General features: G+C 66.0%; 15 protein-coding genes. 5 read left to right on the top strand and 10 right to left on the bottom strand.

The window, feature by feature from the left end; genetic code table 11:
- Positions 1–72: 72 nt before the first annotated feature.
- Positions 73–957, top strand: coding sequence for an alpha/beta hydrolase (locus RKE25_RS12365; protein ID WP_311838402.1), 885 nt, complete (start codon positions 73–75; stop codon positions 955–957).
- Between the two features lie 264 nt (positions 958–1221).
- Here the strand turns inward: RKE25_RS12365 and RKE25_RS12360 are convergent, their stop codons facing one another.
- On the bottom strand, positions 1222–2265 hold the full coding sequence (locus tag RKE25_RS12360; protein ID WP_311838401.1) for an aldehyde reductase: 1044 nt from the start codon (positions 2263–2265) through the stop codon (positions 1222–1224).
- A 108-nt stretch (positions 2266–2373) separates the two neighbouring features.
- On the opposite strand from RKE25_RS12360, the gene RKE25_RS12355 reads away from it, so the two are divergent.
- On the top strand, positions 2374–2970 hold the full coding sequence (locus tag RKE25_RS12355; protein WP_311838400.1) for a TetR family transcriptional regulator: 597 nt from the start codon (positions 2374–2376) through the stop codon (positions 2968–2970).
- Between the two features lie 576 nt (positions 2971–3546).
- Here the strand turns inward: RKE25_RS12355 and RKE25_RS12350 are convergent.
- Together RKE25_RS12350 and RKE25_RS12345 are read right to left on the bottom strand one after the other, a co-directional pair.
- A complete protein-coding gene (locus RKE25_RS12350) occupies positions 3547–5571 on the bottom strand; it encodes a beta-L-arabinofuranosidase domain-containing protein (protein WP_311838399.1) in 2025 nt (674 codons plus the stop codon).
- A 130-nt stretch (positions 5572–5701) separates the two neighbouring features.
- Positions 5702–6475, bottom strand: coding sequence for an alpha/beta hydrolase (locus RKE25_RS12345; protein ID WP_311838398.1), 774 nt, complete (start codon positions 6473–6475; stop codon positions 5702–5704).
- A gap of 155 nt (positions 6476–6630) precedes the next feature.
- Here RKE25_RS12345 and RKE25_RS12340 point away from each other — a divergent pair, with 155 nt between their 5' ends.
- Positions 6631–7476 (top strand): LysR family transcriptional regulator, encoded by an 846-nt coding sequence (locus tag RKE25_RS12340; RefSeq protein ID WP_311838397.1) that lies wholly within the window; start codon positions 6631–6633, stop codon positions 7474–7476.
- 67 nt (positions 7477–7543) lie between these two features.
- On the opposite strand, the gene RKE25_RS12335 is transcribed toward RKE25_RS12340, so the two are convergent.
- A complete protein-coding gene (locus RKE25_RS12335) occupies positions 7544–9421 on the bottom strand; it encodes a family 43 glycosylhydrolase (RefSeq protein WP_311838396.1) in 1878 nt (625 codons plus the stop codon).
- Between the two features lie 152 nt (positions 9422–9573).
- Here RKE25_RS12335 and RKE25_RS12330 point away from each other — a divergent pair, with 152 nt between their 5' ends.
- Complete coding sequence (locus tag RKE25_RS12330) at positions 9574–11127, top strand: glycosyl hydrolase family 39 (RefSeq protein ID WP_311838395.1); 1554 nt, start codon at positions 9574–9576, stop codon at positions 11125–11127.
- A 58-nt stretch (positions 11128–11185) separates the two neighbouring features.
- On the opposite strand, the gene RKE25_RS12325 is transcribed toward RKE25_RS12330, so the two are convergent.
- The 6 genes from RKE25_RS12325 to RKE25_RS12300 are packed head-to-tail and all read right to left on the bottom strand — an operon-like array spanning position 11186 to position 20567.
- The gene (locus RKE25_RS12325) at positions 11186–12025 is read right to left on the bottom strand and encodes a uroporphyrinogen-III synthase (RefSeq protein ID WP_311838394.1); all 840 of its coding nucleotides are present in this window, start codon (positions 12023–12025) and stop codon (positions 11186–11188) included.
- A 36-nt stretch (positions 12026–12061) separates the two neighbouring features.
- Positions 12062–13507 (bottom strand): siroheme synthase CysG, encoded by a 1446-nt coding sequence (gene cysG, locus RKE25_RS12320; RefSeq protein ID WP_311838393.1) that lies wholly within the window; start codon positions 13505–13507, stop codon positions 12062–12064.
- 29 nt (positions 13508–13536) lie between these two features.
- Positions 13537–16248, bottom strand: a complete 2712-nt coding sequence (locus tag RKE25_RS12315) for a molybdopterin-dependent oxidoreductase (RefSeq protein WP_311838392.1) — start codon at positions 16246–16248, stop codon at positions 13537–13539.
- On the bottom strand, positions 16245–16592 hold the full coding sequence (gene nirD / locus RKE25_RS12310; RefSeq protein WP_311838391.1) for a nitrite reductase small subunit NirD: 348 nt from the start codon (positions 16590–16592) through the stop codon (positions 16245–16247). The genes RKE25_RS12315 and nirD overlap by 4 nt, the downstream gene beginning before the upstream one ends.
- Before the next feature lie 4 nt (positions 16593–16596).
- A complete protein-coding gene (gene nirB, locus RKE25_RS12305) occupies positions 16597–19215 on the bottom strand; it encodes a nitrite reductase large subunit NirB (protein WP_311838390.1) in 2619 nt (872 codons plus the stop codon).
- A gap of 17 nt (positions 19216–19232) precedes the next feature.
- Positions 19233–20567: an MFS transporter gene (locus RKE25_RS12300; protein WP_311838389.1), complete on the bottom strand. Its 1335-nt coding sequence runs from the start codon at positions 20565–20567 to the stop codon at positions 19233–19235.
- Between the two features lie 576 nt (positions 20568–21143).
- On the opposite strand from RKE25_RS12300, the gene fdnG reads away from it, so the two are divergent.
- On the top strand, positions 21144–24218 hold the full coding sequence (gene fdnG, locus RKE25_RS12295) for a formate dehydrogenase-N subunit alpha (protein ID WP_311838388.1): 3075 nt from the start codon (positions 21144–21146) through the stop codon (positions 24216–24218).

Raw genomic sequence — 24218 nt, 5'->3', positions numbered from 1 at the left:
GGCAGCGTTCCCGAGCAAATGTGATCGTGGCTGCTAATTGCGATCGCGCGAAGCGCATGAGAGGAGGGCGATATGTTCAGACGTGATTTCCTGAAGACTGCCGTAGCCGCCGCGGTGCTGACCGCTGCACTTCCCGTTCAAGCCAAGAAACCCCTCGCCATGGCGAGCGAGAATTTCGCCGACGTCAATGGCCAGCATCTTTTCTACAGCGTGCACGGCACTGGCAAGCCACTCATTCTTCTTCACGGCGGCATCAACCCGGACAGCTTCGGCAACAATCTGGCCCGGCTGGCCAGGAACCGGCAGGTGATCGCGGTCCATCTTCAGGCACACGGGCGCACGCCAGACACTGATAGGCCACTGCGCGGCGAAACGATGGGCGAGGACATCGCAGCCCTGATTGGCCATCTGAAACTCGGCAAGGCCGACGTCATGGGCTACTCGCTGGGCTCCAGCGTCGCGCTGCAGACCGCCATCCGCCATCCGGCCGTGGTCGACCGACTCGTGCTTATATCCGCGGCAATGAGCCAGGACGGTTTTTATCCCGAGGTGGTGACGGCCTTCCAGCAGTTGGAAGCCAACTCCGCCACACTCGGCCCTAGCGTCAAGGCATCGCCGCTAGGGGCGGCCTATCCCGATGTCGATTGGACCAAGCTCTTCCGGAAAGTCGGCGACATGACTAAACGTCCTTTCGACTGGAGCGCCGACGTCGCCAAGCTTCAGGCACGCACGCTGCTGGTCTTTGCCGATGCCGACGCCATTCGCCCCGAACATATGGTCGCGTTCTGGAAGGCACTGGGCGGTGGCCGGCGCGATGCCGGGATCGATGGCTCCCTGCGGCCCGCCAACGAGTTCGCCATCTTGCCGAACACCACCCACTACACGCTCCCTATCGAGCCGATGCTGCCCGAGATTGTCGAACGCTTCCTCGGAGCCGCATTGAAGGCAGCGAGTTAGTGGGCCGGAGCAGCTGGCCGACTGGCTTATGGCTATGGCTCAGCTGCCCGACGGGAGTGCCAGGGCGGAAGAGGGGAGTCGCTCGCACGGGCGAGGCGATGGAAGCCGAGGTTTGGGGACAGTCAGGCAATTCGTAGCACCCCAGTGGGTTGCAAGCGGTAGGTTGCAAACGCCGGCATCACCATCGCGCGAACGCGGCCACAGCAAGAAAAGCAACCGATGGACGCAGGATAAGGACAAGGGCGAAGATGCGCTTGCGGCTGGCTATGACGCCCTCGTCGCGCCCTTGACCAAACCAAGGCGAATCAGGCTTTCTGCGGCCGCCACAATCGCTTCCTCTCGCGGGCGCGGGGACCAGCCAAGCATGCGCTTCGCCTTTTCACTGGTAGCGTTCATGTGGCGACCCAGCAGCGGAATGGAGCCTCGCAACGCCGGATCCTTAAATGCCCCCAGGCGAACCAACCAGTTAGGCAGCGTTCGCGCGCTCACCTTGCGTGCGTAAGGGCCCATGCTTTTCTTGAGCACACCTGCAACCTCGGACAACCAGAGGCTGTTGCCGGAAATCGCCAGGAAGCGCTCACCCTTGGCAGAAGGATGAGTCATCGCACGCAAGTGAAGATCTGCCACATCGCGCACGTCCACGAAACCGCAATTGATCTTCGGGCAACCGGGCTGTCCCTCGAGCATGTGCTTGATCAGCCGGATGGAGTGCGAGTAATCCGGCCCCAGCACGGGGCCGAGCACGGCGGTTGGATTCACTGCAGCCAGCTCCAGACCTTCTCCCTCACGGGCAATAAATTCCCACGCCGCTCGCTCGGCGAGCGTCTTGGATTTCTGGTAAGGCCAGATGTTGCTGGCAGTCAAATCGCTCCAGTCCGTCTCGTCGAAGGGTCTGTCCATCTTGCCGTGCCCGGCGCAGATCGCGCCGAATGCGGACGTGAGAACGACTCGTCTGACGCGCGCATCGCGAGCAGCACGCAGCACCCGCAGATTCCCGTCCACCGCCGGGCGTATCCAGTCGTCTTCGGAAGTCTGCGTGCCCGTCGGAGTAGGGGAGGCGCTGTGCAGTACGTACGCGCACCCGGCAGCGGCGTCCGCCCAGCCTTGGTCGGAGCGCAGGTCGGCCAAGGCAAATGACAGACGCTCTCCCGGTTCGGCGCCGGCTGCCCGCAATTGAGCCAACACCTCGTCTTGACGGGCCAGATCGCGCACCGTAGTGCGCACCTGGTAGCCGGCTTCAAGCAATGCAAGCATGCAGTGTTGCGCGATAAAACCTGTGCCGCCGGTAACCAAAACCCTCGAACTCATATACGGATTCTCCGACCCACCTCGCCCCGAGGGAGCGATACAAGCGAGTTTGTATACATATGTATACTTCTATTCGTCGCCAATTGTCTACACGTGTATACTTGAGCCATGAAGAAACCTGCGCACCCTGCCGAAGCGGCACGCCGCCGTGACGCCGAAGCCACCCGAGAGGCGATCTTGATTTCCGCGCGCAAGGCTTTTGCGCGCTCGGGGTACGATGGTGCCGGCTTGCGCGAGATCGCGGCCGAAGCCGGCGTCACGGCCATGATGGTGAATCGCTATTTCGGCTCCAAGGAGCGCCTGTTCGCGGAAGTCATCGAACAGACCATGACACAGGGCAGCTTGATCGCCGGCGGAATCTTCGATCAACCAAGCTCCGGCCGGGCCCTGGCGGAGGCGCTGATGAAATTGACCCGCGCCCATGACACGCCGCTGGATGGCTTCCTGATCACGCTGCATTCGGCGTCCAGCCCTCTTGCCGCCGAGATCGGCCGCGACAAGATTTCCACTCATCACCTGAAAACGACAACCAAGGCGCTGCGCGGAAAACACCGAGCTGAGCGCGCGGCATTGATCCTGGCGATGATCTCCGGCCTGCAGGTCATGCGGCAAATGATCGCGCTACCGGCATTGGCGGATGCGAACGAACACGATTTGGCTGAACTGCTGACGGGGGTATTCAATCAATTGATTGATCCGTCGTGAGTCATGGCGACACCCCAAGCCATGGATTCGCTCGCTGAGTGCCGATGCAGGCACCGCCTGTGACCTACCACCGGCTTCACCGGGCAACCCGCAGGGTTGTTCGGGGGAGACGGGTGCCTTTACGCTTTGTGTGTTTTACACAGGGGCAGCATGGACGGTGCGAGCAAGATAGGGTTATCGATCGTGGCCTCCGCCGCGCTTTTGCTTTTCGGCTTCATTGCCTACCGGGAATATGAGAAGCAGCAAGCTGCGGAGGCGATTGAGGCGGCCGTTGATCAGTTTCAGCGCGAGATGAAGCAGCTGACGCCGGCACGGTCAACTCCGTCTTTTGATCCTCGTGCGACTCATGAAGCGGCGGAGCGGCGGCGCCAGGTTCTACAGCTTCAGCCTGATGAGCAATGTATTGGCGGGACGGTGGTTCGGGTTAACGGGAGTTCGTATACACAAGTCTCAGGCGGGAGCGGTCGGCCAGTGGCCTGCGCGGGACGGCAGCGACTTGATTTTCAGCGGTGAGCCAGTCAGCCGAAATTGCGCATAATGTATATTATGTAAAATTACGAATGTACCTATGCAGCCTCAGCGCTCCGCCAGCGCCGGGAACGCCGCAATGCGCAACTTGGCTCCGGCATAAGGCACCAAAGTGATGGCCGGGGCCTCTTCGTCCCCCGAAGGCTCGGCCTTGGCTGGCACGGGGTCGGCATTGCCATCCGATGCCTTCCAGGCCGACACATAATGCCCTTGCAGGGTCAACTGCACTGCAGGCGCGGTACCTGCGAACGGCGTTTCCGCCACGGGATGCTCGCTTACGTCGATTTGCACGTCCGGCTTGATGCCGATATTCCAGCGCGAGCCTGGATACACCTGCCAATCGTGAGTCAAGCCTCGCTTGCGCCAGATGACCCAGTTCTCTTTGATCGGCAGCGCGTAGACCAAGGCTCCGCGACTGAAACTGAGCGCACCGTTGTAGCCGCGTTCGACGTTGACGGCAGCGCCGAACGTCAACTCCACCGTGTCGCCCGGCGCCCATGTGCGCTCGATCGTCGTGAACCCGGGCGTTGCCTCCACCGGCTTTCCGTTCACCGCGATACGTGTGCCCTGCGACCATGCCGGCATGCGCAAGCGCAAAGGAAACGCCACCGCCTGCTGCGGCCTCAGCGTGATGCTGACGTGCTGCCGAAACGGATATTCGCTGACCTGCTCAACCACCACCCGCACTCCGCGCACCGCAGTGTGCACGGTACATGGCGCGTAGCTCATCGCGGCCAGTCCCTGGTCGGCCGTTGCCATCCACAGACTATTGGCAAACTTTGGCCAGCCTTGATGGAAATTCGCGGTACAGCAACGGAAGTTGGGCTCCAGGCCAAACAGGTTCGATTCTGGCCCATCGGTGGTCCACGGCTCGCGATGGAGGCTGCATTCGACCTGATTGGGCTGCTGGTTGTATTGATGGGCCCACATGTCGTCGGTCAGCGCGGCAGGCAGCGCGTTGAACGCGATCCGCTCCAGGCGATCCCCCAGGCCCGCATCGCCGGTCACGGCGAGTGCCACTTCCAGCGAAAACATGGTTTCCACCACGGTGCACAATTCGGTGCCCTGCGACGGACTGCGGCCAGCCAGATGCTCGTCCGCGGAAAACATTCCATTGGGCAAGCCGTGGTACGTGTCGAGCATCCGCAGCTGGCGATGAATGGCCTCACGATCGACTGCTTGGCCAGAGACGATCGACCACGCCGGCGACACCTTCAATGACTGCGCGACATTGACGCCATGCACTTGCAGGCCGAGGTCCTGCATGAACGCATCCGATGCGCCCGCCTGCTTGCGCAGAGCTTCGGCGTCGGTTTTCTGCGTGAACGGGAAATGGGCAAACATGCCTTGCCAGTCGTAGCCCTGTTCTTTGAGCAGATGCGCAAGCTCCAGCAATTTCGGGTCACGAGTGCGTTGATACAGCCACAGAACGGAAAGCAGCTCATCCTGCCATCGCATGCGACCCCAATCGCGCAGCGGCCGCGCCGGCAGGGCCTGCAGCTGGTAATGGAAATACCGCGTCATCAGCGGCACGACGCGAGCATCGCCGGTGAGCTCCTGATACTGCGTAAGCACCTTGAGCATCACCATGCGCGGCCACCAGTCGTCGTTGCCGCGCGGGCCGAACATGCCGTTTTCCCAGGGATGATCCAGCGTCCAGTCGATGAAACGCATCGCCTTTGCCTTGAGCTTAGGCGAACCCAGCTGCCATGCCAGCGGAACCAGGCCATCGAGGAAATATGGACCATCCTCCCAGGACTCGCCCTTCCCTCCCAGCCACCCGCTTTCGGGCCCCACGATGGGCCAGAATTCGTCGAGATGACCACTGAGGCCGTCCGCCTGAATCTGCAGCTGCCGCAGCAACCAGCCGCTCGCTTTGATCGAACCTGTCGGCAGAAGTGCAAAAGGCTGTGGCGCCAAGGGAGCCTGGGGAAATAACGGCACCTGTTGCGTCTCCCTTACTGCCGGCGCGGCAGCGGCCTGAAGCGGACGGAACGTCAGCGCACTTGCCGCCCCTGCGAAAGCCATGCCTCGCAGAAAAGAGCGGCGATCCATCGAAGACAGCGGAGGCATGCAATCACTCGCGGGCTGTAGCGATTTCCGGAGTGTTGTCTAATTGTCCGACAAATTCAAATGACGAGGGATGAAGCCTCCCAGCGGCGCGGAAGCCACCCTGCCAAGGCAGCTTCCGCGCCACGCCCCTTTACGGCATCGACCGTTCCGCCGCCTGCTCGATCAGCGCCGCCACCTCCTTCGGGTGCGACTCGTACACCGAATGGCTCGCGCCTTGGATCTCGATGGTGTGGGCATGGGCGCGGCGGGCGTACATCCGTTCGAGGTCGGGATTGATGATGCGGTCGGCGGTGGCGACGGCGTACCAGGTCGGCTTGGTCTTCCAGGCAGGCTGCCCGGCCGGTGCGCTGAAGACGGAGGCGGCGGTCAGCTCCTGCGCGTCAGCTTCGAAACGCGCCTGTGCGGGCGGCAGGTCGGCCGCGAAGTCCGCCGGATACTTCGAGGGATCCAGGTAGAGAAACCCGTCGGCGGTCTTCTTGATATCCGTTGTCTTGCTGGTCTCGCTGGGATAACGCTTGCCATTGGCGACTTCGGTTTCGCCCTGGTCCAGGGCATGGGCCGCGATGTACACGAGGCCGGCCACCTTCGGATCGTTACCGACGTCGGTAATCAGCGCGCCGCCGTAGCTGTGCCCGACCAGGATCGCGGGCCCGTCCTGCATGTCGACGATGCGCTTGACCGCCGTCACGTCGTCCGCGAAGGACGTCAGCGGATGCTCGGCCACCGAGACGCGGTAGCCGTCCTTGACCAGGATGTCGTACACCGGCTTCCAGCCGTTGCCATTCACCCAGGCGCCGTGGACCAGCACGATGTTGCGCACGGGCGCGGCCATCGCCGGTACGGCAGCGGAGCCGGCGATCAATGCGGCCGTGGCGGCCAGGCCTTGAAGGAATTTGCGGTTCATGGGGGTATCCTCGGAGCGTTTTATGGACGTAAGTCGCCGGGCGATGGCCGATGGCGGCAAGCCCGGCGGGCTCGCAAGAAAGGTTTCGCGCGGACGGCCCTGGGCGTAACGCGGCGATTCATGACGTTTCCCGAGACGATTGATTGGATTTCCCAATGCGTCCATTGCCCACCGAACTCTTACGCACTTTCGCCGCCGTGGCTCGCGCCGGCAGCTTTACCGGCGCCGCCGAGCAGCTCTATCTGTCGCAATCGACTATCAGCCAGCACATCCGCCGGCTGGAGGAACTGGTGGGGCGGCCGCTGTTCGAGCGCGATACGCGTAACGTGCGCCTGTCGCCCGGCGGCGAAACGCTGCAACGTTATGCCGCGCAGATCCTCCAATTGATGGACGAAGCGATGACCTCGGTGTGCGGACCGCCCTTGAACGGCACAGTGCGCCTCGGCCTGCCCGAAGATTTCGCCTCGTCACGCCTGGCCACGGCACTGGCCAGCTTCGTGCAGCGCAACCCCGAGGTGGAACTGGTGATACGCACGGGCCTCAGCGGAGACCTGTTCCGCGAACTGGACGAAGACCGGCACGACCTGGTCTTCGCCAAGCGGCTCAGCGGCAGCCAGCGCGGTCGCGTCGTACGCACCGAACCGCTGCATTGGTGCGGCAGCGCGGTCACGCCGGAGCGTGGCGCGGACCAAGTACTTTCCTTGGCCGTGCACCCCGAACCCAGCGTTACCCGGACACGCATCTTCGAGGCGCTGAAGGCGGCAGGCCGTCCCTATCGCGTGGCGGTGGTCAGCAGCAGCATCGTGGTGATCCATGCCGCAGTGATGGCCGGCCTTGGCGTCAGCGCCTTCACAGGCTACGCCATGCCCGATGGCCTGACGCGACTCGAGGATCTGCCCGACTTGGGCTCGCTGGATTACGTCATCGACCGGCATCCTTCCCTGTCGAAAGCCGCCGAAGCGCTGGAGCAGGTACTGGTCGATTCCGCCGGCTCGCTCTGACCCGCCCGCCCCTCGAAGGCATGCCGTACCGCGCCCCCTCGCCCGCTGCACGCACCGCCAGCCTTGTTCAAAGCGACCGAATCTCCGACAGCACCGACACGCCGCGCTCGTCGAATGCCTCCACCGCCACGACGTAATGCACGCCCTTGTTCAAGGAACGCAAGGTGAAGTGCGTCGGCTGATCGGCGAAACGCTGATACGTGGAATGCAGCCGATCGTTCGCCACCCCCCAGCGCACGTTGTAGCCGACCGCACCTGGTACCGCCGTCCAGGCGATGTCGGCATCGCGCCCGTCGGCGCTCCGCCGCACGGTCACCTTTGCTGGTGCGGGCGGTGGCGGCCCATCGGCACGGCCGAACACGCGCAAGTCGGCGATGGCGAGCGTGCGCGCACCGACGTGTTCGTGGACATAACGGACATAACGAAGGCGCGCCGGGCGCGACAGCTCCAGATAGGCATTGGGGCGATCGCGCGTCTCGTGTGACAGGTCGGCCAGGGTCTCCCAGTGCTCGCCATCGCGCGAGCCCTGGATGCGGAATCGGGCGACGATGTCAGGGGCGTTGCCGTAACGCTCGGACCGGTAATCCGCATAGTTCACCTGCACCGCCCTCACCGTACGCTCGCCACCGAGGTCGACGGTGAGCGTCTCGCCCAGTGCGTTGCGCCCCGCCACCCAGAACGTGCGCACATCCTCGTCCGTGGCGGCGGTTGCCGGGTGCTCCGGCAGCGAAGACGAGGCCGTGGCGGCCTTGCGGTACGAAAGCAGCATCCAGCCGGCGAAGGTGTCTTCGTCGTCCCTCAGGCGATGATCGGGCATGCGCTGCGGGAAATCGCCGAACCGCGTGTCCACCCACATCTGCCCATCCGCGTGGAACCCCGCGCGGTAGAGACCGACGCGCCGCTCGAAGGCCCAATTGCTGCCGACCCAGGACGTACCGGTGTTCCACCAGTTGCCATAGGCGTCCTGGAACGTGGAACCATGCCCCGCGCCTACCACAAAACCACCGGGTTTCTCGCCGACGGGGTTGTATGGCGCGTACTCGAACGGCCCGAGCGGCCCTGTGCCGACGTAGACGCCGGTGCCGTAGGCATTGTGCTCGGTGCCGGGTGCGGCGTACTGCAGGTAGTAGCGGCCGCCGTGGCGATTCATCCACGCCCCTTCCATGAATGGCCTGGTGTTTTCATCGGCATGGTCCTGGCCGAAGCGCTCCCAGCCATGCGCCTCGGGCTGCAGTTTGAACAGCGCCTTCGGTTCGCCGACGAAGGCCAGCCGCTTGCCCTCGCCTTCCACTTCATCGCCCAGCCTCAGGTCGATCTGCGCGGCATAGAGCGGATAGACGCTGGACGAACCCCAGTACAGATAGGTCTTGCCGTCCTCGTCCTGGAACAGGCCCGGGTCCCACGGCCCCGGCGGCAGCTCGCCCGGTTGGATACGGTATTCGGTCGCGCTGGAAACGGCCCCAGGCACGGGTGGCAATTGCCGCGTCCAGAACTCCCATCGTCCGTGCGCCGGGTCGGTGGAGACCAGCAGCGGGCGTTCGGCGGTCGCCGATTGCATGAGGAAAAGCTTGCCGTCGGCGACCAGCGTGGCCGGCGCCACCTCGCTGTCGAACGGCCAGCGATCCGGTGCGACGAATTGCCAATGCAGTAAGTCCGTGGAGCGCCAGTAGCCGTCGGCCAAGGTGAGAAACAGATAGTAGGCGTCGCCATAACGCACCACCGCGGGGTCGGCCCCGGTGCGATAGGAAATGCCCTGATTCATCTGCTCGAAGTTGTAGCGGTAGTCGATGTCCACCGGGTTGGCCCAGGTGCTTCCCGCCCGCTCCTTCGCCTCGGCGGACGGCATCGCCTGCGCCGCCAGCATGCCGGCGAGCGCCAGCAGGCCATGCCCCGTCGCGCGGCGAAACCGCGAAGCAGCGAAACGTGAGCTGGTCGGTGCAGGCATGAATGGATCGACTCCTCGATGGGTGCCACGCGGTACGCGACGTATTGATTGGACGGACCGGTCTGTAAGAGACTCCCATCCTTGCCGTGTAAACGTTTACATCCTAGCCAGGCCAAGCCTGGCCGACCACCCCACCCGTCGAAGGAACCGCGATGTCCACCCCTTCCCCGCTTCGCCGCATGGCTGCCTGTGTTGCCATCTGTCTCGCCCTTGCCAGCCCCATGCACGCCGCCCCCGCGGGCGACGAGACGGTGCGGCTGCAGGTCGACGCCTCGGCCAAGGGCACGCCGCTGCCGCACTTCTGGGAACAGATGTTCGGCTCCGGCCGCGCAGTGCTGGCGTTGCGCGACGACTACCGCAAGGACCTCGAAGCGGTGAAGGCCGCCACCGGCTTCAGCTACATCCGCTTCCACGGCATCTTCGACCGCGACATGGGCGCGGCCTGGCGCGACCCGCAGGGCAAGCTGCATTTCAACTTCAGCTATATCGACCAGGTCTACGACGGCCTGCTGGACCGCGGCGTCAAGCCCTTCGTCGAATTGGGCTTCATGCCGCCGGAGATGAGCACCGAGCCGGCCAGCCACCATGACTTCTGGTACCACCCCAACGTGATGCCGCCGAAGGACTGGGCCGAATGGGAAGCGCTGGTCCGCGCCTTCACCGAGCATGTGATCGAGCGCTATGGCATCGAGGAAGTGTCGAGCTGGTACTTCGAGGTGTGGAACGAACCCAATCTCGCCTTCTGGGGCGGCAAGCCCGAGAAGCCCACCTATTACGAGCTGTACGACCGCACTGCCCGCGTCCTGAAAGCGGTCAACCCGCGGTTGCGCGTCGGCGGCCCGGCCACGGCCCAGGCCGCGTGGCTGCCGGAGTTCCTCCAGCACGTGAAGCAGAGCGGCACGCCGATCGATTTCGTCAGCACGCACGTCTACGGCGACGACACCGCCGACAACGTCTTCAAGACCACCGAGAAGATCGTCCGTCGCGACATGGTGTGCCGCGCGGTCGACAAGTCGCACAAGGAAATCGCCGCCTCGCCCTTCCCGCAGCTGCCGCTGGTCTACAGCGAATACAACGCGTCCTACGCCAACCTGGCCAACGTCACCGATACCGTGTTCATGGGCCCGTGGATGGCCAACACCATTCGCGCCTGCGCAGGCAAGGTGGAGCTGATGAGCTTCTGGTCGTTCTCCGACGTATTCGACGAACAGGGCGTGGTGAAGAACCCCTTCTACGGCGGCTTCGGCCTGATCGCCGCAGACCGCATCGAAAAGCCGGCCTTCAATGCCTTCGCCATGCTGCACAAGCTCGGCGACACGCAGTTGCCGCTGAAGACCGACAGCGCGCTCGCCACGCGCCGCCCCGACGGCACTGTGGTGCTCGCGCTGTGGAACTACACGGCGCCGCTCGGCGACACCGACCGCTACACACCCGGCGTGCCTTCCGGCCCGTCGAAGCATTTCGAGGTCGACCTGAAGCATCTGAAGGCCGGTGCGCAGGCCACGGCGTGGCGCCTGGACCAGGACCACGGCAACGCCGTTGCCGCCTTCGACAAGATGGGCCGTCCGGACTGGCCGAGCCGCGAGCAGATCCAGGAACTGCGCAAGGCGGGCAAGCTTGCCGCACCGGAACAGCTCCCGCTGCCCAACGATCGTCTGAGCATCGACGTGCCGCCACAAGGCCTGGTGGTGGTCGAACTGCGCTGAGCCTGAGCCGCGGCGTTTCTGCGCACCTGGTGCGTGGAAACGCCGCGCCGCCCCGGTGTTATCGCGCGAGTGCGCCGGTCAGTGCCGTCACCAGCGGCTTCATGTAATAGCTACCGGCTGGCACCACCTGCGCATGGATACCGTGCCGCGCCAAGGCTTCGGCAACCAGTGGCCCGACAGCGGCCACCACCGCGCGCGACAACGCCTCGCGCACATCGGCGCCCTGCCCTTGCGCCTCCCCGAGCCGGAACAGGCGCTCCACCTGCTGCAGGCTGGTGAATGCGATGGCATCGACGGCTCCCTGGCGCATGCGCTCCACCAGCGCCATGACTTCCGCATCGTCCGCCGCGTCGGCATAACGGTACGGAGCCACCGGAAAGACCTGCACGCCCGCCCCAGCGAGAAAGGCCATCAGCGGCTCGTTCGGCTCGGTGCCATAGAGCTGCACGCCCACCCGGCGCCCGCGCAGGTCGAGTCCGCCGAGGCAGGCGATCACACCTGCCGTGGTGGCCGGGTCCGCGATCAGGTCCGGCCGCAGGCCCAGCTCGCGCAGCACCCTGCCCGGCTTGGGACCGCGTGCGACGATGCGCACCTGCGCGAGCCTTTCGACGAAAGGCGCACGCTCGCCGGGCGCATGCCGCTCCAGCACGCCGAGCAGCCGGCGCAGACCTTCGCCAGTGAACAGCACCAGGTCGTCACAGCCGCCCGCATTGAACATGCGCAGCCAGTCGAGCAGTGGCGCAGGGTCCGGCGCATCGCGGATGTCGACGAGCGGGCAGCGCAGCACCGTCGCACCGCGGCGCTCCAGCAACGCGGCGAACACATCCAGCTCGCGCGATTCCGGCACCGCGACGCTGCGGCCGGTCAGCGAAGGCTCGAGCGCGCTACCCCCACCCATCGACCGCCTCCGCATGGAACGAGACGCCACGCATGCTCAGGCAACTTCCATGCAGGCTTCCTCGGCGACTGACGGCATCGCGCCCTTCGGCGCATCCACCAGCTCGCCGAACCAGGTGTGTTCGCGCGCATACGCGGCCACTTCGCCCACGATCAACAAGGCGGGCGTCGCGACGGCATGCTGCTTGGCGAGCGCCGGCAGATCGCGCAGGACGCCGGCGACCACGCGCTGCCGGGGCAAGGTACCGTTTTCCACCAGCGCCACCGGCGTATCCGCGGCGCGCCCGTGCGCGAGCAGCTGCGCCGCAAGCATCTCCAGCTTTTCCACGCCCATGTAGACGGCCAGCGTCTGGCGCGCATTGGCGAGCACTGACCCGCTCAATGTATCGGCCACATCCTTGCCATGTGCCGTGGCCAGGCATACCGACTGCGCATGATCGCGATGCGTGAGCGGAATGCCCGCGAATGCCGCGCAGGCCACGGCGGCCGTCACCCCCGGCACGATCTCGACGTCCACGCCATGCCGGCGCAGAAAGGCCAGCTCCTCACCACCGCGACCGAACACAAACGGATCGCCGCCCTTCAGGCGCACGACCCGCCGCCCGGCGCGCGCATGCATGAGCATCAGCTGATGCGTGTGCTCCTGCTTCACGTGACGACCGCCGCAGCGCTTGCCGACATCGATGCGCTCGGCGTCGCGTCGCGCCATCGCGAGCACGTCCGCGCTCACGAGTTGATCGTGGAGAATCACGTCGGCTTCGCCGAGCGCGCGCAGGGCCGAGAGCGTCAGCAAGCCCGGATGCCCAGGGCCGGCGCCGACCAGGACGACGGAGCCTTTCGCCGCCGCGCCGCTCGGTGCCTGCAACGCACCGAGCAGTGCACGCTCGGCATCCAGCGGACGCGACCGCCGGAGCAACGACAGCACTGGGCCATCGTGCAGCCAGCCATAGAAACCGCGGCGCTCCGCGAGATCGACGAATCGCCCCGTGATGCGCGCGCGGTGCCGCTGCGCCAACCGGACCAGCTCGCCGAACGCATGGTCCACCACGCGTTCCAGCGTTTCGCGCAACCGGCTCGCCAGCGCGGGCGCTGCGCCAGCGGTGGAAATGGCGATCGTCAGCGGGGAACGGTCGACGATCGCCGGCACGTGGAAGCGCGACAAGGCCGCGTCATCCACGATATTGGCGAAGATACGCCGCTCACCGGCATCGGCGGCGATCCGTGCATTGAGTTCACGGTCGTCGGTGGCCGCGACCACCAGCCAGACGCCATCGAGCCAGGCGGACTCGTAGGCGCCGCGCAGCCAGGCGATCCGGCCGTCGTCGGCCCATGCCGCCAGTTCAGGCTCGAGCTGCGGCGCGCCGACGCGGACGAGCGCACCCGCCTCGCACAGCGCGACGACCTTGCGCCTGGCAACGCCGCCACCTCCGACCACCAGAACCGGCAGCCCCTTCAGATCGGCGAAAAGCGGATAAAGCTTCATGGCTTGTCCTCCGGCTGCCTCCATGCCGCTCATGCCTCGGTGGTCGCGCGCGTCTCGGCGATCAGCCGGCGCAGTTCGGGAATACAGGAGCCGCAGTTACCGCCGGCGCGCAGTTCCGCGGTGATCTGCGCCGGCAGGTCCAGATCGTTGGCACGGATGGCGTCGCAAATCGTGTTGCGGCCCACGCCGAAACAGGAACACACCACCGGTCCAGGGTCGCCACCTCCGCCCGGCGGCTCGCCCGAGAGCAGCGCCATGCGGTCGGTTTCGTCCAACCGTTCGCGCCCGAACAAGGACGACAGCCACTGGCGCGACGGCAAGTGTGGCTGCGCCGCCAGGAACAAACAGGATTCGATGCGACCATCGCGCACGTGGGCCGCGCGATACACGCCGGTCTCGCGATCCTCGAAGGCCAGCCAGTCGGCTTGCGCGTCGTCCACGCCGAGCCATGCGCGCGCCCACGCCTCGCTGTCAGCCGGCCGTTCGCGGTTGGCGAGTTCGTAACGCAGGAAACGGTCGCCGCGAATCAGTGTCCAGTAGCTCAATGCCGATGCGGGCAAGGGCCGGCGACTGAGCGCGAAGCCGTACCAACGCACCGGAAAGGGCTCGATCCGCACCGGCGTGTGCTTGAACTCCGGTTCGCCGGACACCGGGTCGACCGCCGGATTCACCACGCCGCCGACGCGCGCGTCCGAGGCGAACTGGTCGCTCCAGTGGATCGGCGCGAACACGCTGCCGGCCAGGATCCCGCCGCCGTGCCGCACACGCGCGACCATCGCCCCCCAGCGCGAGCTCACCCGCGCCAGTTCGCCGTCGCGCACACCGGAGCGCAGCGCGTCGTGCGGATGCATGTCGACGAAGGGTTCGCCAATGTGTCCGGTGAGACGTGGCGAACGCGCGGTGCGCGTCATGGTGTGCCATTGGTCGCGGATGCGGCCGGTGTTGAGCACCAGCGGATATTCGCGATCGACGGCATGGGCCGGTGCGCGCGAAACCGTGGCGACGAAGCGCGCGCGTCCGTCCGCATGGCTGAAAGCGCCATCCGCAAACAGGCGTGGCGTGCCACTCCCCGCTTCCGTCACCGGCCATTGCACCGGATCGAGCGCGTCGTACGCCTGCCGGTCGAGCCGGGCCAGCGCTCCCAGGTGCAGGCGCCTGAGCGCCGCGGGCAAGCCATCGGTCGCCGCCTCGTGATTGCGGAAGGCAGTGAGTCCCGCGTGCTCGACGAAGATGTCGCGCGGATGCTCGAAGGCAAAGCCGTGCCCGAACCCCATCTGCCTCGCCACGTCGCAGACCACGCGCCAGTCGGCGCGCGCCTCGCCCGGCGCGGACAGGAATGGCCGCTGTCTCGAGATGCGGCGCTCGGAGTTGGTCACCGTGCCGTTCTTCTCGCCCCAGCCCAGCGCCGGCAGCAGCACGTGAGCGAAGGCATTGGTGTCGGTGCGCTCGACGATGTCCGAAGCCACCACCAGCTCGCAGCGGGCAAGCGCCGCGCGAACGCGGTCGGCGTCGGGCAGACTCACCACAGGATTGGTCGCCATGATCCAGACCGCCTTGACCCGCCCCTCCCCGATCGCATCGAACAGCTCGACCGCCTTGAGGCCGGGCTTGTCGGCCACGTGCGGGGACTGCCAGTACGACTGCACGATGTCCCGATGCACTGGGTCCTGCAATTCCAGGTGCGCCGCGAGCATGTTCGCCAGCCCGCCCACTTCGCGACCGCCCATCGCATTGGGCTGGCCCGTGATGGAGAACGGCCCCATGCCTGAGCGGCCAATGCGCGCGGTAGCGAGATGGCAATTGATGATGGCGTTGACCTTGTCCGTTCCGCTGGTGGACTGGTTGACGCCCTGCGAGAACAGTGTGACCACCTTCTCGTGCCTGGCGAACAGGCGATAGAACGCGAGCACGTCGGCTTCCTGCAAACCGCAGCGGCGCGCCACCTCGGCTGGATCGCCCGCTTCCGCCTCGGCGGCCGCCAGTGCCTGGTTGAAACCGTCAGTATGCGCATCGATGAAGGCCGGATCGATGACGCCATGCCGGAACAGGAACGACAGCAGGCCATTGAACAGCCGCACGTCGGTGCCGGGCCGGATCGGCAGATGCAGGTCCGCCGGTTCGCAAGTCGCGGTGAAGCGCGGATCGATCACCACTAGCCGCGGTCCCTCGCGCCTTTCACGCGCCGCCGCGATGCGCTGGAACAGCACTGGATGGCACCAGGCTGTATTGGAGCCGACCAGCACCACCACGTCGGCCTGCTCCAGGTCCTCGTAGCAACCGGGGACCACGTCCTCGCCGAACGCGCGCTTGTGGCCCGCCACGGCAGAGGACATGCAAAGCCGCGAGTTGGTGTCGATGTTGGCGGTGCCGAGATAACCCTTGGCGAGCTTGTTGACGACGTAATAGTCCTCGGTCAGCAACTGCCCGGAGACATAGAACGCCACCGCGTCCGGGCCATGCTCCGCGACGATGCGCGCGAAGCCGTCGGCCACGCGTCGGATCGCCTCGTCCCAGCCGGCCCGCTGCAGCGCACCGTCCGCCCCGCGCAACATCGGATGCAGCAGGCGCCCTTCCAGGCCGACCGTATCGCCCAGTGCCGCGCCCTTGACGCACAGGCGCCCATGATTCGACGCGTGCGCCGGATCGCCCTTCACCCGCGCAATGCCTTCGGCATCCACGCCAGCCAATACGCCGCAACCCACGCCGCAATAGGGACAGGTGGTGGACGCCGCTCCCCTCATGCGCCGCCGCGCCCTACCTGCACGCCATCGCCCTGTCGCCGCACGCGCCATGTGCGGACGGCATGCCGTGGCGTTTCCAGGCATTCGCCGGTGCGCAGGTCGAAGTGCTGCTTGTGGATCGGCGAGGCCACCACCACCCGCTCACCCAGGCTGCCGACCAGCCCGCGCGACAGCACCGCCGCGCCCGAGCATGGATCGACATTGTCGATCGCGTAAAGCTCGCCGCCGACGCGGAACACCGCGACCTGTTCGCCGTCCACCAGCGCGCAGACGCCGGCCTCGGGCACGATGTCGCCGATCGTGCAGACGGTGGTCCAGCCAGTCTCTTCGAGTACCTGGTTCATCGCCTCACTCCGTCTCGACCACCACCGGGATGCCGCGAAGCGTGCGCTTCTCCTGCGGCGTCGCCGGCCGTATCTGCCCGCGCTCCGGCACGAAAGCCACCTGGTCGTCGCCGGCATCGCTGTTGACGAAGTGGCGGAAGCGGTTGCGCACCTGGGGGTCGGTGACGGCCCGTTTCCACTCGCATTCGTAGGCATCCACGACCTGCGCCATCTCCGCTTCGAGTTCGGCGGCGATGCCGAGCTTGTCGTGGACGATCACGTCGCGCAGGTAATCCAGGCCGCCTTCCAGGTTGTCGCGCCACACGCTGGTGCGTTGCAGGCGGTCGGCGGTGCGGATGTAGAACATCAGGAAGCGGTCGATGTAGCGGACCAGCGTGGCCGTATCCAGGTCGCCCGCCAGCAGCTCGGCGTGCCGGGGCTTCATGCCGCCATTGCCGCAGACATAGAGGTTCCAGCCCTTCTCGGTGGCGATGATGCCCACATCCTTGCTCTGCGCCTCGGCGCATTCGCGTGCACAGCCGGAGACGGCGAACTTCAGCTTGTGCGGCGAGCGCAGACCCTTGTAGCGATTCTCCAGATCGATCGCCGCGCCGACCGAATCCTGCACGCCGAAGCGGCACCAGGTGGACCCGACGCAGGATTTCACCGTGCGCACCGACTTGCCGTAGGCATGCCCCGACTCGAACCCGGCCGCGATCAGCTCCTCCCAGATCAGCGGCAGCTGCTCCAGCCGCGCGCCGAACATGTCCACGCGCTGGCCGCCGGTGAGCTTGGTGTACAGGCCGTAGGTCTTGGCGATGCGCCCGATCGCGATCAGGCCGTCCGGCGTCACCTCGCCGCCGGGCATGCGCGGCACCACCGAATAGGTACCGTCCTTCTGGATGTTGGCGAGGAAGTAATCGTTGGAATCCTGCAGCGCCGCGTGCTCCTGCTGCAGCACGAACTCGTTCCAGCACGAGGCGAGGATGCTGGCGACCGTGGGCTTGCAGATGTCGCAGCCCAGCCCTTTGCCGTGGCGCGCCAGCAGCTCGTCGAAGCGGCGGATGCGCTCGACGCGCACCAGGTGATAGAGCTCCTGCCGCGAATAGGCGAAGTGCTCGCACAGGTGGTTGGTCACCGCCAGGCCCTGGCGCTGCATCTCCACCTTCATGATCTGCGTGACCAGCGGCACGCAGCCGCCGCAGGTGGTGCCCGCGCGGGTGGCGTCCTTGAGCGCGCCGATCGAGGCGGCACCGTCCGCCACCGCCTGGCACAGCTGCCCCTTGGATACGTTGTTGCAGGAACAGATCTGCGCGGAGGCCGGCAGCGCATCGACCGCCAGCCCCGCCCGCGGCTTGTCGCCCGGCACGGGGAGGATGAGCGACTCCGGCGCCTCCGGCAGTTCCAGGCCGTTGAGCATCATCTGCAGCAGGGTGCCGTACTCGGCGGCATCGCCGACCAGCACGCCGCCGAGCAGCCGCTTGCCGTCCTCCGATACCACCAGCTTCTTGTAGACCTGGCGGCGTTCGTCGCTGAACTGGTAGCTGCGACTGCCCGGCGTGGCGCCGTGCGCATCGCCGATGCTGGCCACGTCCACGCCCATCAGTTTGAGCTTGGTCGACATGTCCGCGCCGGCGAACTCCGGCAGGTCCCGCGCCTCGTGGCGCGTCGACAGTGCGTACAGATGGTTGGCCACCACGCGGGCCATGTCATAGCCCGGTGCCACCAAGCCGAACACCTTGCCGCCCCATTGCGCGCATTCGCCGATGGCGTAGACGTCGCGGTCGCGCGTGCGGCAGAAGTTGTCGACCATGATGCCACCGCGCTGGCCCACCCCGAGATCGCACTGGCGAGCCAGTTCGTCGCGCGGGCGAATACCGGCGGAAAACACGATCAGGTCGGTCTCAAGCTGGCTGCCGTCCGCAAACTTCATGGCATGCCGCGCCTTGGTGCCGTCGACGATCTTCTGGGTGTTCTTGCCCGTATGCACCACGAGGCCGAGCTCCTCGATGGTCCGGTGCAGGATGCGGCCGCCGCCGTCGTCGACCTGTACGGCCATCAGACGTGGCGCGAATTCGACCACGTGGGTTTCCAGGCCCATGTCGCGCAGCGCCTTGGCGCATTCCAGCCCGAGCAGGCCGCCGCCCACCACCACGCCGCGCTTGGACTGCCGGCCCCATTCGGACAGCTGCGCCAGGTCGTCCAGCGTGCGGTACACCAGGCAACCGGGGCGATCGTTGCCGGGAATCGGCGGCACGAATGGCGTCGATCCGGTGGCGATCACCAGCTTGTCGTAGGGAATGACTTCACCGTCCACCGTGGTGACGCGCTTGAAGGCGCGATCGATGTGCGCGGCGCGCGTCGCTAGCCGCAGATCCATGCCGGCCTGCTCGAAGAAGCCGGGTGCCACCAGCGAGAGATCGTCCGCGCTACGGCCTGCGAAGTATTCGGAGAGATGGACGCGGTCGTAGGCCGGGCGACTTTCCTCGCAGAGGACCGTCACCTCCAGTCCCGGCGGACGCAGCTCCGCCAGCACTTCCAGCAGCTTGTGCCCCACCATCCCGTTACCGATCACGACCAGCCGTGTGGTGGGAACCGGACGTGTGGTCGGATCCAGCCCATTAATCGGACGTGTTGTCGCCATGCGCCATGACCTCCGCGTCAGTCGATCGCCAGGGCCGATGCCGGCGTGTCCGCCTGGCCCAGCCGCAGCCTGCGTTCCTCGGCGACGTGCTCGTGGCTGAAGCGCACGGCGAGCGCGCACAGCGAGCCGGCGATCACGAAGCCGCCCAAATAGAGAAAGGTGAGCTGCACCGAGCCGAGGGACTTCTGCAGGAAGCCCGCCGCCACCGCGCCGACATTGCCGCCCGCGCCGACGATGCCGGCCACGCCGCCCAGCGCCTTGCGATCGATAAATGGCACCAGGGCGTAGGTCGCGCCGCAGGCCATGTGGGTGAACAGCCCGAAGGAGATCATCGCCACCACCGCACCGCCCGCCTCATGCGCCATCGAGAACCACAGCAGCCCCAGGCCTTCGCACAGCATCAGCACGCACAGCAGGCGCGCCCGCGCCGGCAGGCCATGCCGGCGCACCAGCCGGTCGGAGGCGATGCCGCCCAGGGCGCGGGCGAACAGCGCAAGCAGCCCGAAAGCGCCCACCGCCAGCCCCGCGCTGCGCAGGCTCAGGCCGAAGCGATCGACGTAGTAGCTGGCCGCGACGCCGTGCACGAACAGCTCGATGCCGAAGCAGCCCGCATAGGTGACGAACAGCAACCACACGCGGTAGTTGCGTGCCGCCGCGCTGAACGCGGCCCAGCCGCCCAGCTTGCCGCCGCCCACCGCCACGCCCCGCGCACGCAGGTCTTTGTAATCGCCTTCCGGACTGTCCTGCGTGCAGGTCCAATACAGCATGCCGACCAGCACCATCAGCAGGCCCGGCACCCACATCGACACCCGCCAGGCCAGCCCCTGCCCCACGCCGAGGGCGAGCACGCCTGCGAGCACCCACGGCATCGCCGCCTGCGCCGCGCCGCCGCCGGCGTTGCCCCAGCCGGCGGCCGCGGCATTGGCCGTCCCCACCACCTGGGGCGCGAACATCACCGAGGTGTGGTACTGCGTGACTACGAAGCTCGCGCCGATGATGCCGATGGCCAGGCGCGCGATCAGCAGCGACGGGTAGTCGTGCACCAGCGCCATGCCGAACACCGGCAATGAGCCGAGCAGCAATAGCCCGGTGTATACGCGCCGCGGCCCGAGGCTGTCGCACAACGGCCCGATCAGCAGCCGGCCGAACACCGTGGCGGCCACCGCGGCGATGCCGATGTCGGCGACCTGCCCCGGATCCAGGTGCAGCTCGGTCCGTATCAATGGCATCAGCGGCGCCGCCGAGAACCACGCGAAGAAGCACACGAAGAACGCCAGCCAGCTCAGGTGGAACGCACGCATCTGGGGCGTGCGCCATTGCAGCAGCTCGATCCGAGTCGCCTTGCCCGACATGCCACCTCCTCCCCGGAGAGAACAGAGCGGCCCGCGAAGCGGCGCTGCCGTCCGCGGGTTCTGTCGTGTTGCTATGCAACACATATGCCACGGGTAGAACGCGTTGAAAATGCGGTGCTTACGGTCCAACCGGCCATGGATGGCTCCAGGCAGTGCACCAAGAACCGCATGCATGTGGGTGAACTTGCACCACCGCAGTGCACCAATCCGTCAACCGCCAAGTGGCAATGAGCCAATCGACAGCGACCGCGCGGCATGCCCCAGCCGATACGCGACGTCGTCAAAGAAAGACGACGCCGTTGTCATATTCGAAACACATGACCATGCCTCGCCCGCTAGCGAGAGCCATGTCTTCAGCCGGAGCAGGAGCGTCCTCGCCGAATGCGGAAGGAACGTATGCGAACACCTTCTCCGAAGGCCACGGATGCGACTTTCGGATACCTCCCGCCCACCACCCGTTGTGCTAATTTCCACCCGAGCAGCGGAGTCATCCGCTGTCGTCCACGAAGTCTCTCGAAGCCACCTCCGCCCTCTCACCGGGCGGTGCCCAGCCAACCATCCGGGAGCGCAACACACATGGCACTCACGCGCCGTGAGTTCATCAAGATCACCGGCCTAGGCCTGGCGGCATCGGGGCTTGGAGTCCTTGGTTTCGGAGCTTCAGGGGAGGCGCAAGCGGCCGCCGTACGCCCCTTCAAGCTCACGCACGCCACCGAAACGCGCAACACCTGCACGTATTGCTCGGTCGCCTGCGGCATCCTGATCTACAGCATGGGGGACCGCGCCAAGAACGCGCGCTCCAACATCATCCACATCGAAGGCGATCCGGATCATCCGGTGAACCGCGGCACGCTCTGCCCCAAGGGCGCGGCGCTGCTCGACGTGGTGCATGCGCCGACGCGCCTGAAGGCGCCGCGCTATCGCCCGCCCGGCGGCACCGAGTTCAAGGAAGTCTCCTGGGACTTCGCGCTGGACCGCATCGCCCGACTGATGAAGGACGACCGCGACAAGCACTTCATCGCGAAGAACGCGGCCAGCACCACGGTCAACCGCTGGACCAGCACCGGCATGCTGGCCGCCTCCGCGTCGTCCAACGAAACCGCCTTCCTCACCTGGAAGGTGGCCCGCTCCCTCGGCATGGTGGTGTTCGACAACCAGGCGCGCGTCTGACACGGACCGACGGTGGCCAGTCTGGCCCCATCATTCGGTCGCGGTGCGATGACCAACACCTGGCAGGACATCAAGAACGCCAACGTCGTATTGGTGATGGGCGGCAATGCCGCCGAGGCGCACCCGTGCGGCTTCAAGTGGGTGATCGAGGCGAAGATCGAGAACGGCGCCAAGCTCGTCGTGGTCGACCCGCGCTTCACGCGCACGGCCTCCGTCGCCGACTACTACGCGCCGATCCGGCCGGGCACGGACATCGCCTTCCTCAATGGCGTGATCCGCTACCTGCTGGAGAAGGACGCCATCCAGCATGAGTACGTGCGGGCGTACACCAACGCCAGCCTGATCGTGAAGGACGGTTACAGCTTCCAGGACGGCGTGTTCAGCGGCTACAACGAGGACACCCGCACCTACGACAAGAGCGACTGGGACTACGCGCTCGACAAGGACGGCTACGTGCAGTCCGACGACACGTGGCAGAACCCGCGCTGCGTGATCAACCTGCTCAAGCAGCACGTCGCCCGCTACACGCCGGAGATGGTGTCGCGCATCTGCGGCACGCCGCAGGACAAGTTCCTGCACATCTGCGAGCTGTTCGCCAGCACCGCCGCGCCGGACAAGGCGCTCACCAGCCTGTTCGCGCTGGGCTGGACCCAGCACTCGGTGGGTGCGCAGAACATCCGCAACATGGCCATGGTGCAACTGCTGCTGGGCAATATCGGCGTGGCCGGCGGCGGCATGAACGCCCTGCGCGGGCACTCCAACATCCAGGGCCTGACCGACGTCGGCCTGCTCTCCAATCAGATGCCCGGCTACCTCACCCTGCCCAATGACCGGGAGACCAGCTTCGACGAATACATGAAGACGAAGCTGTACAAGCCGCTGCGCCCCGGCCAGACCAGCTACTGGCAGAACTACCGCAAGTTCTTCGTGAGCCTGCAGAAGTCGATCTACGGCGACGCGGCCACCCAGGACAACAACTGGGCCTACGACTGGCTGCCCAAGCTGGACGTTCCGCTGTACGACATCATCAAGGCCTTCGAGATGATGAATGCCGGACAGATGACCGGCTACATCTGCCAGGGCTTCAATCCGCTGCAGGCCTTCCCCGACCGCGGCAAGATCCGCCGTGGCCTGAGCAAGCTGAAATTCCTGGTCACCATGGACCCGCTGGATACCGAGACCTCGCGCTTCTGGCAGGACTTCGGCCCGCAGAACCCGGCCAAGTCCGCGGATATCCAGACCGAAGTGTTCCAGCTGCCGACCACCTGCTTCGCCGAGGAGAACGGCTCGCTGGTCAACTCGGCACGCTGGCTGCAATGGCACTGGAAGGCGGCCGACGGCCCGGGCGAAGCAAAGTCGGACATCTGGATCATGACCGGCATCTTCCACCGCCTGCGCGAGCTGTATCGCAAGGAAGGCGGCGCCTTCCCCGACCCCATCCTCAACCTCACCTGGAAATACACCAACCCGATCGACCCGGATCCGGAAGAGCTGGCCAAGGAAATGAACGGCCGCGCGCTGGCCGACCTCGTGGACCCGGCCACCAACACGGTAACCACCAAGGCCGGCACGCTGCTGGACGGCTTCGCCCAGCTGCGCGACGACGGCACCACCGCGTCGGGCTGCTGGATCTTCTCCGGCTCTTTCACGGAGAAAGGCAACCAGATGGCCCGCCGCGATGCCACCGACCCGCGCGAGCAAGGCATCGCGCCGAACTGGGCGTGGGCGTGGCCGGCCAACCGGCGCATCCTCTACAACCGCGCCAGCGCGGACCCGGAAGGCAAGCCGTGGAATCCGGCCAAGCCGGTTATTTCGTGGAACGGGACGAAGTGGGTGGGCGTCGACGTGCCGGACTACGGCCCGACCGTGAAACCCTCCGACGGCGTCGGTCCCTTCATCATGAATGCCGAAGGCATGGGCCGCCTGTTCGCGCGCACGCTGATGGTGGATGGCCCCTTCCCCGAGCACTACGAGCCGCTGGAATCGCCAACCGAGAACCTGCTGCACCCGAAGGTAAAGTCCAATCCGGCAGCGCGCGTGTTCGCCGATGACCGCAGCGCCTTCGGCGATGTGAAGGACTTCCCGTACGTGGCGACCACCTACCGCCTCACCGAGCACTTCCACTACTGGACCAAGCACGCGCGTATCAATGCCGTGCTGCAGCCGGAAGAATTCGTCGAGATCGGCGAGGCGCTGGCCAAGGAGAAAGGCATCGAGCAAGGCGGCTGGGTGAAGGTGACATCCAAGCGGGGCGAGGTGATCTGCAAGGCCTACGTGACCAAGCGCATCAAGCCGATGGCGGTGGACGGCAAGCCCACCCACGTGATCGGCGTGCCGATCCACTGGGGCTTCACCGGTCAGGCCAGGAAGGGTTATGGCGCCAACACGCTGACGCCTTCCGTCGGCGACGCCAACACGCAAACGCCGGAGTTCAAGGCGTTCCTCGTCAACGTCGAAAAGACCGCCGCACCGGCCGCGTGA

This window comes from Dyella sp. BiH032 (genome assembly GCF_031954525.1).
Taxonomy (GTDB): domain Bacteria; phylum Pseudomonadota; class Gammaproteobacteria; order Xanthomonadales; family Rhodanobacteraceae; genus Dyella_D.
The sequence above is the reverse complement of the archived record's forward strand: the minus strand, read 5'-3'. Positions and strand labels throughout refer to the sequence as shown.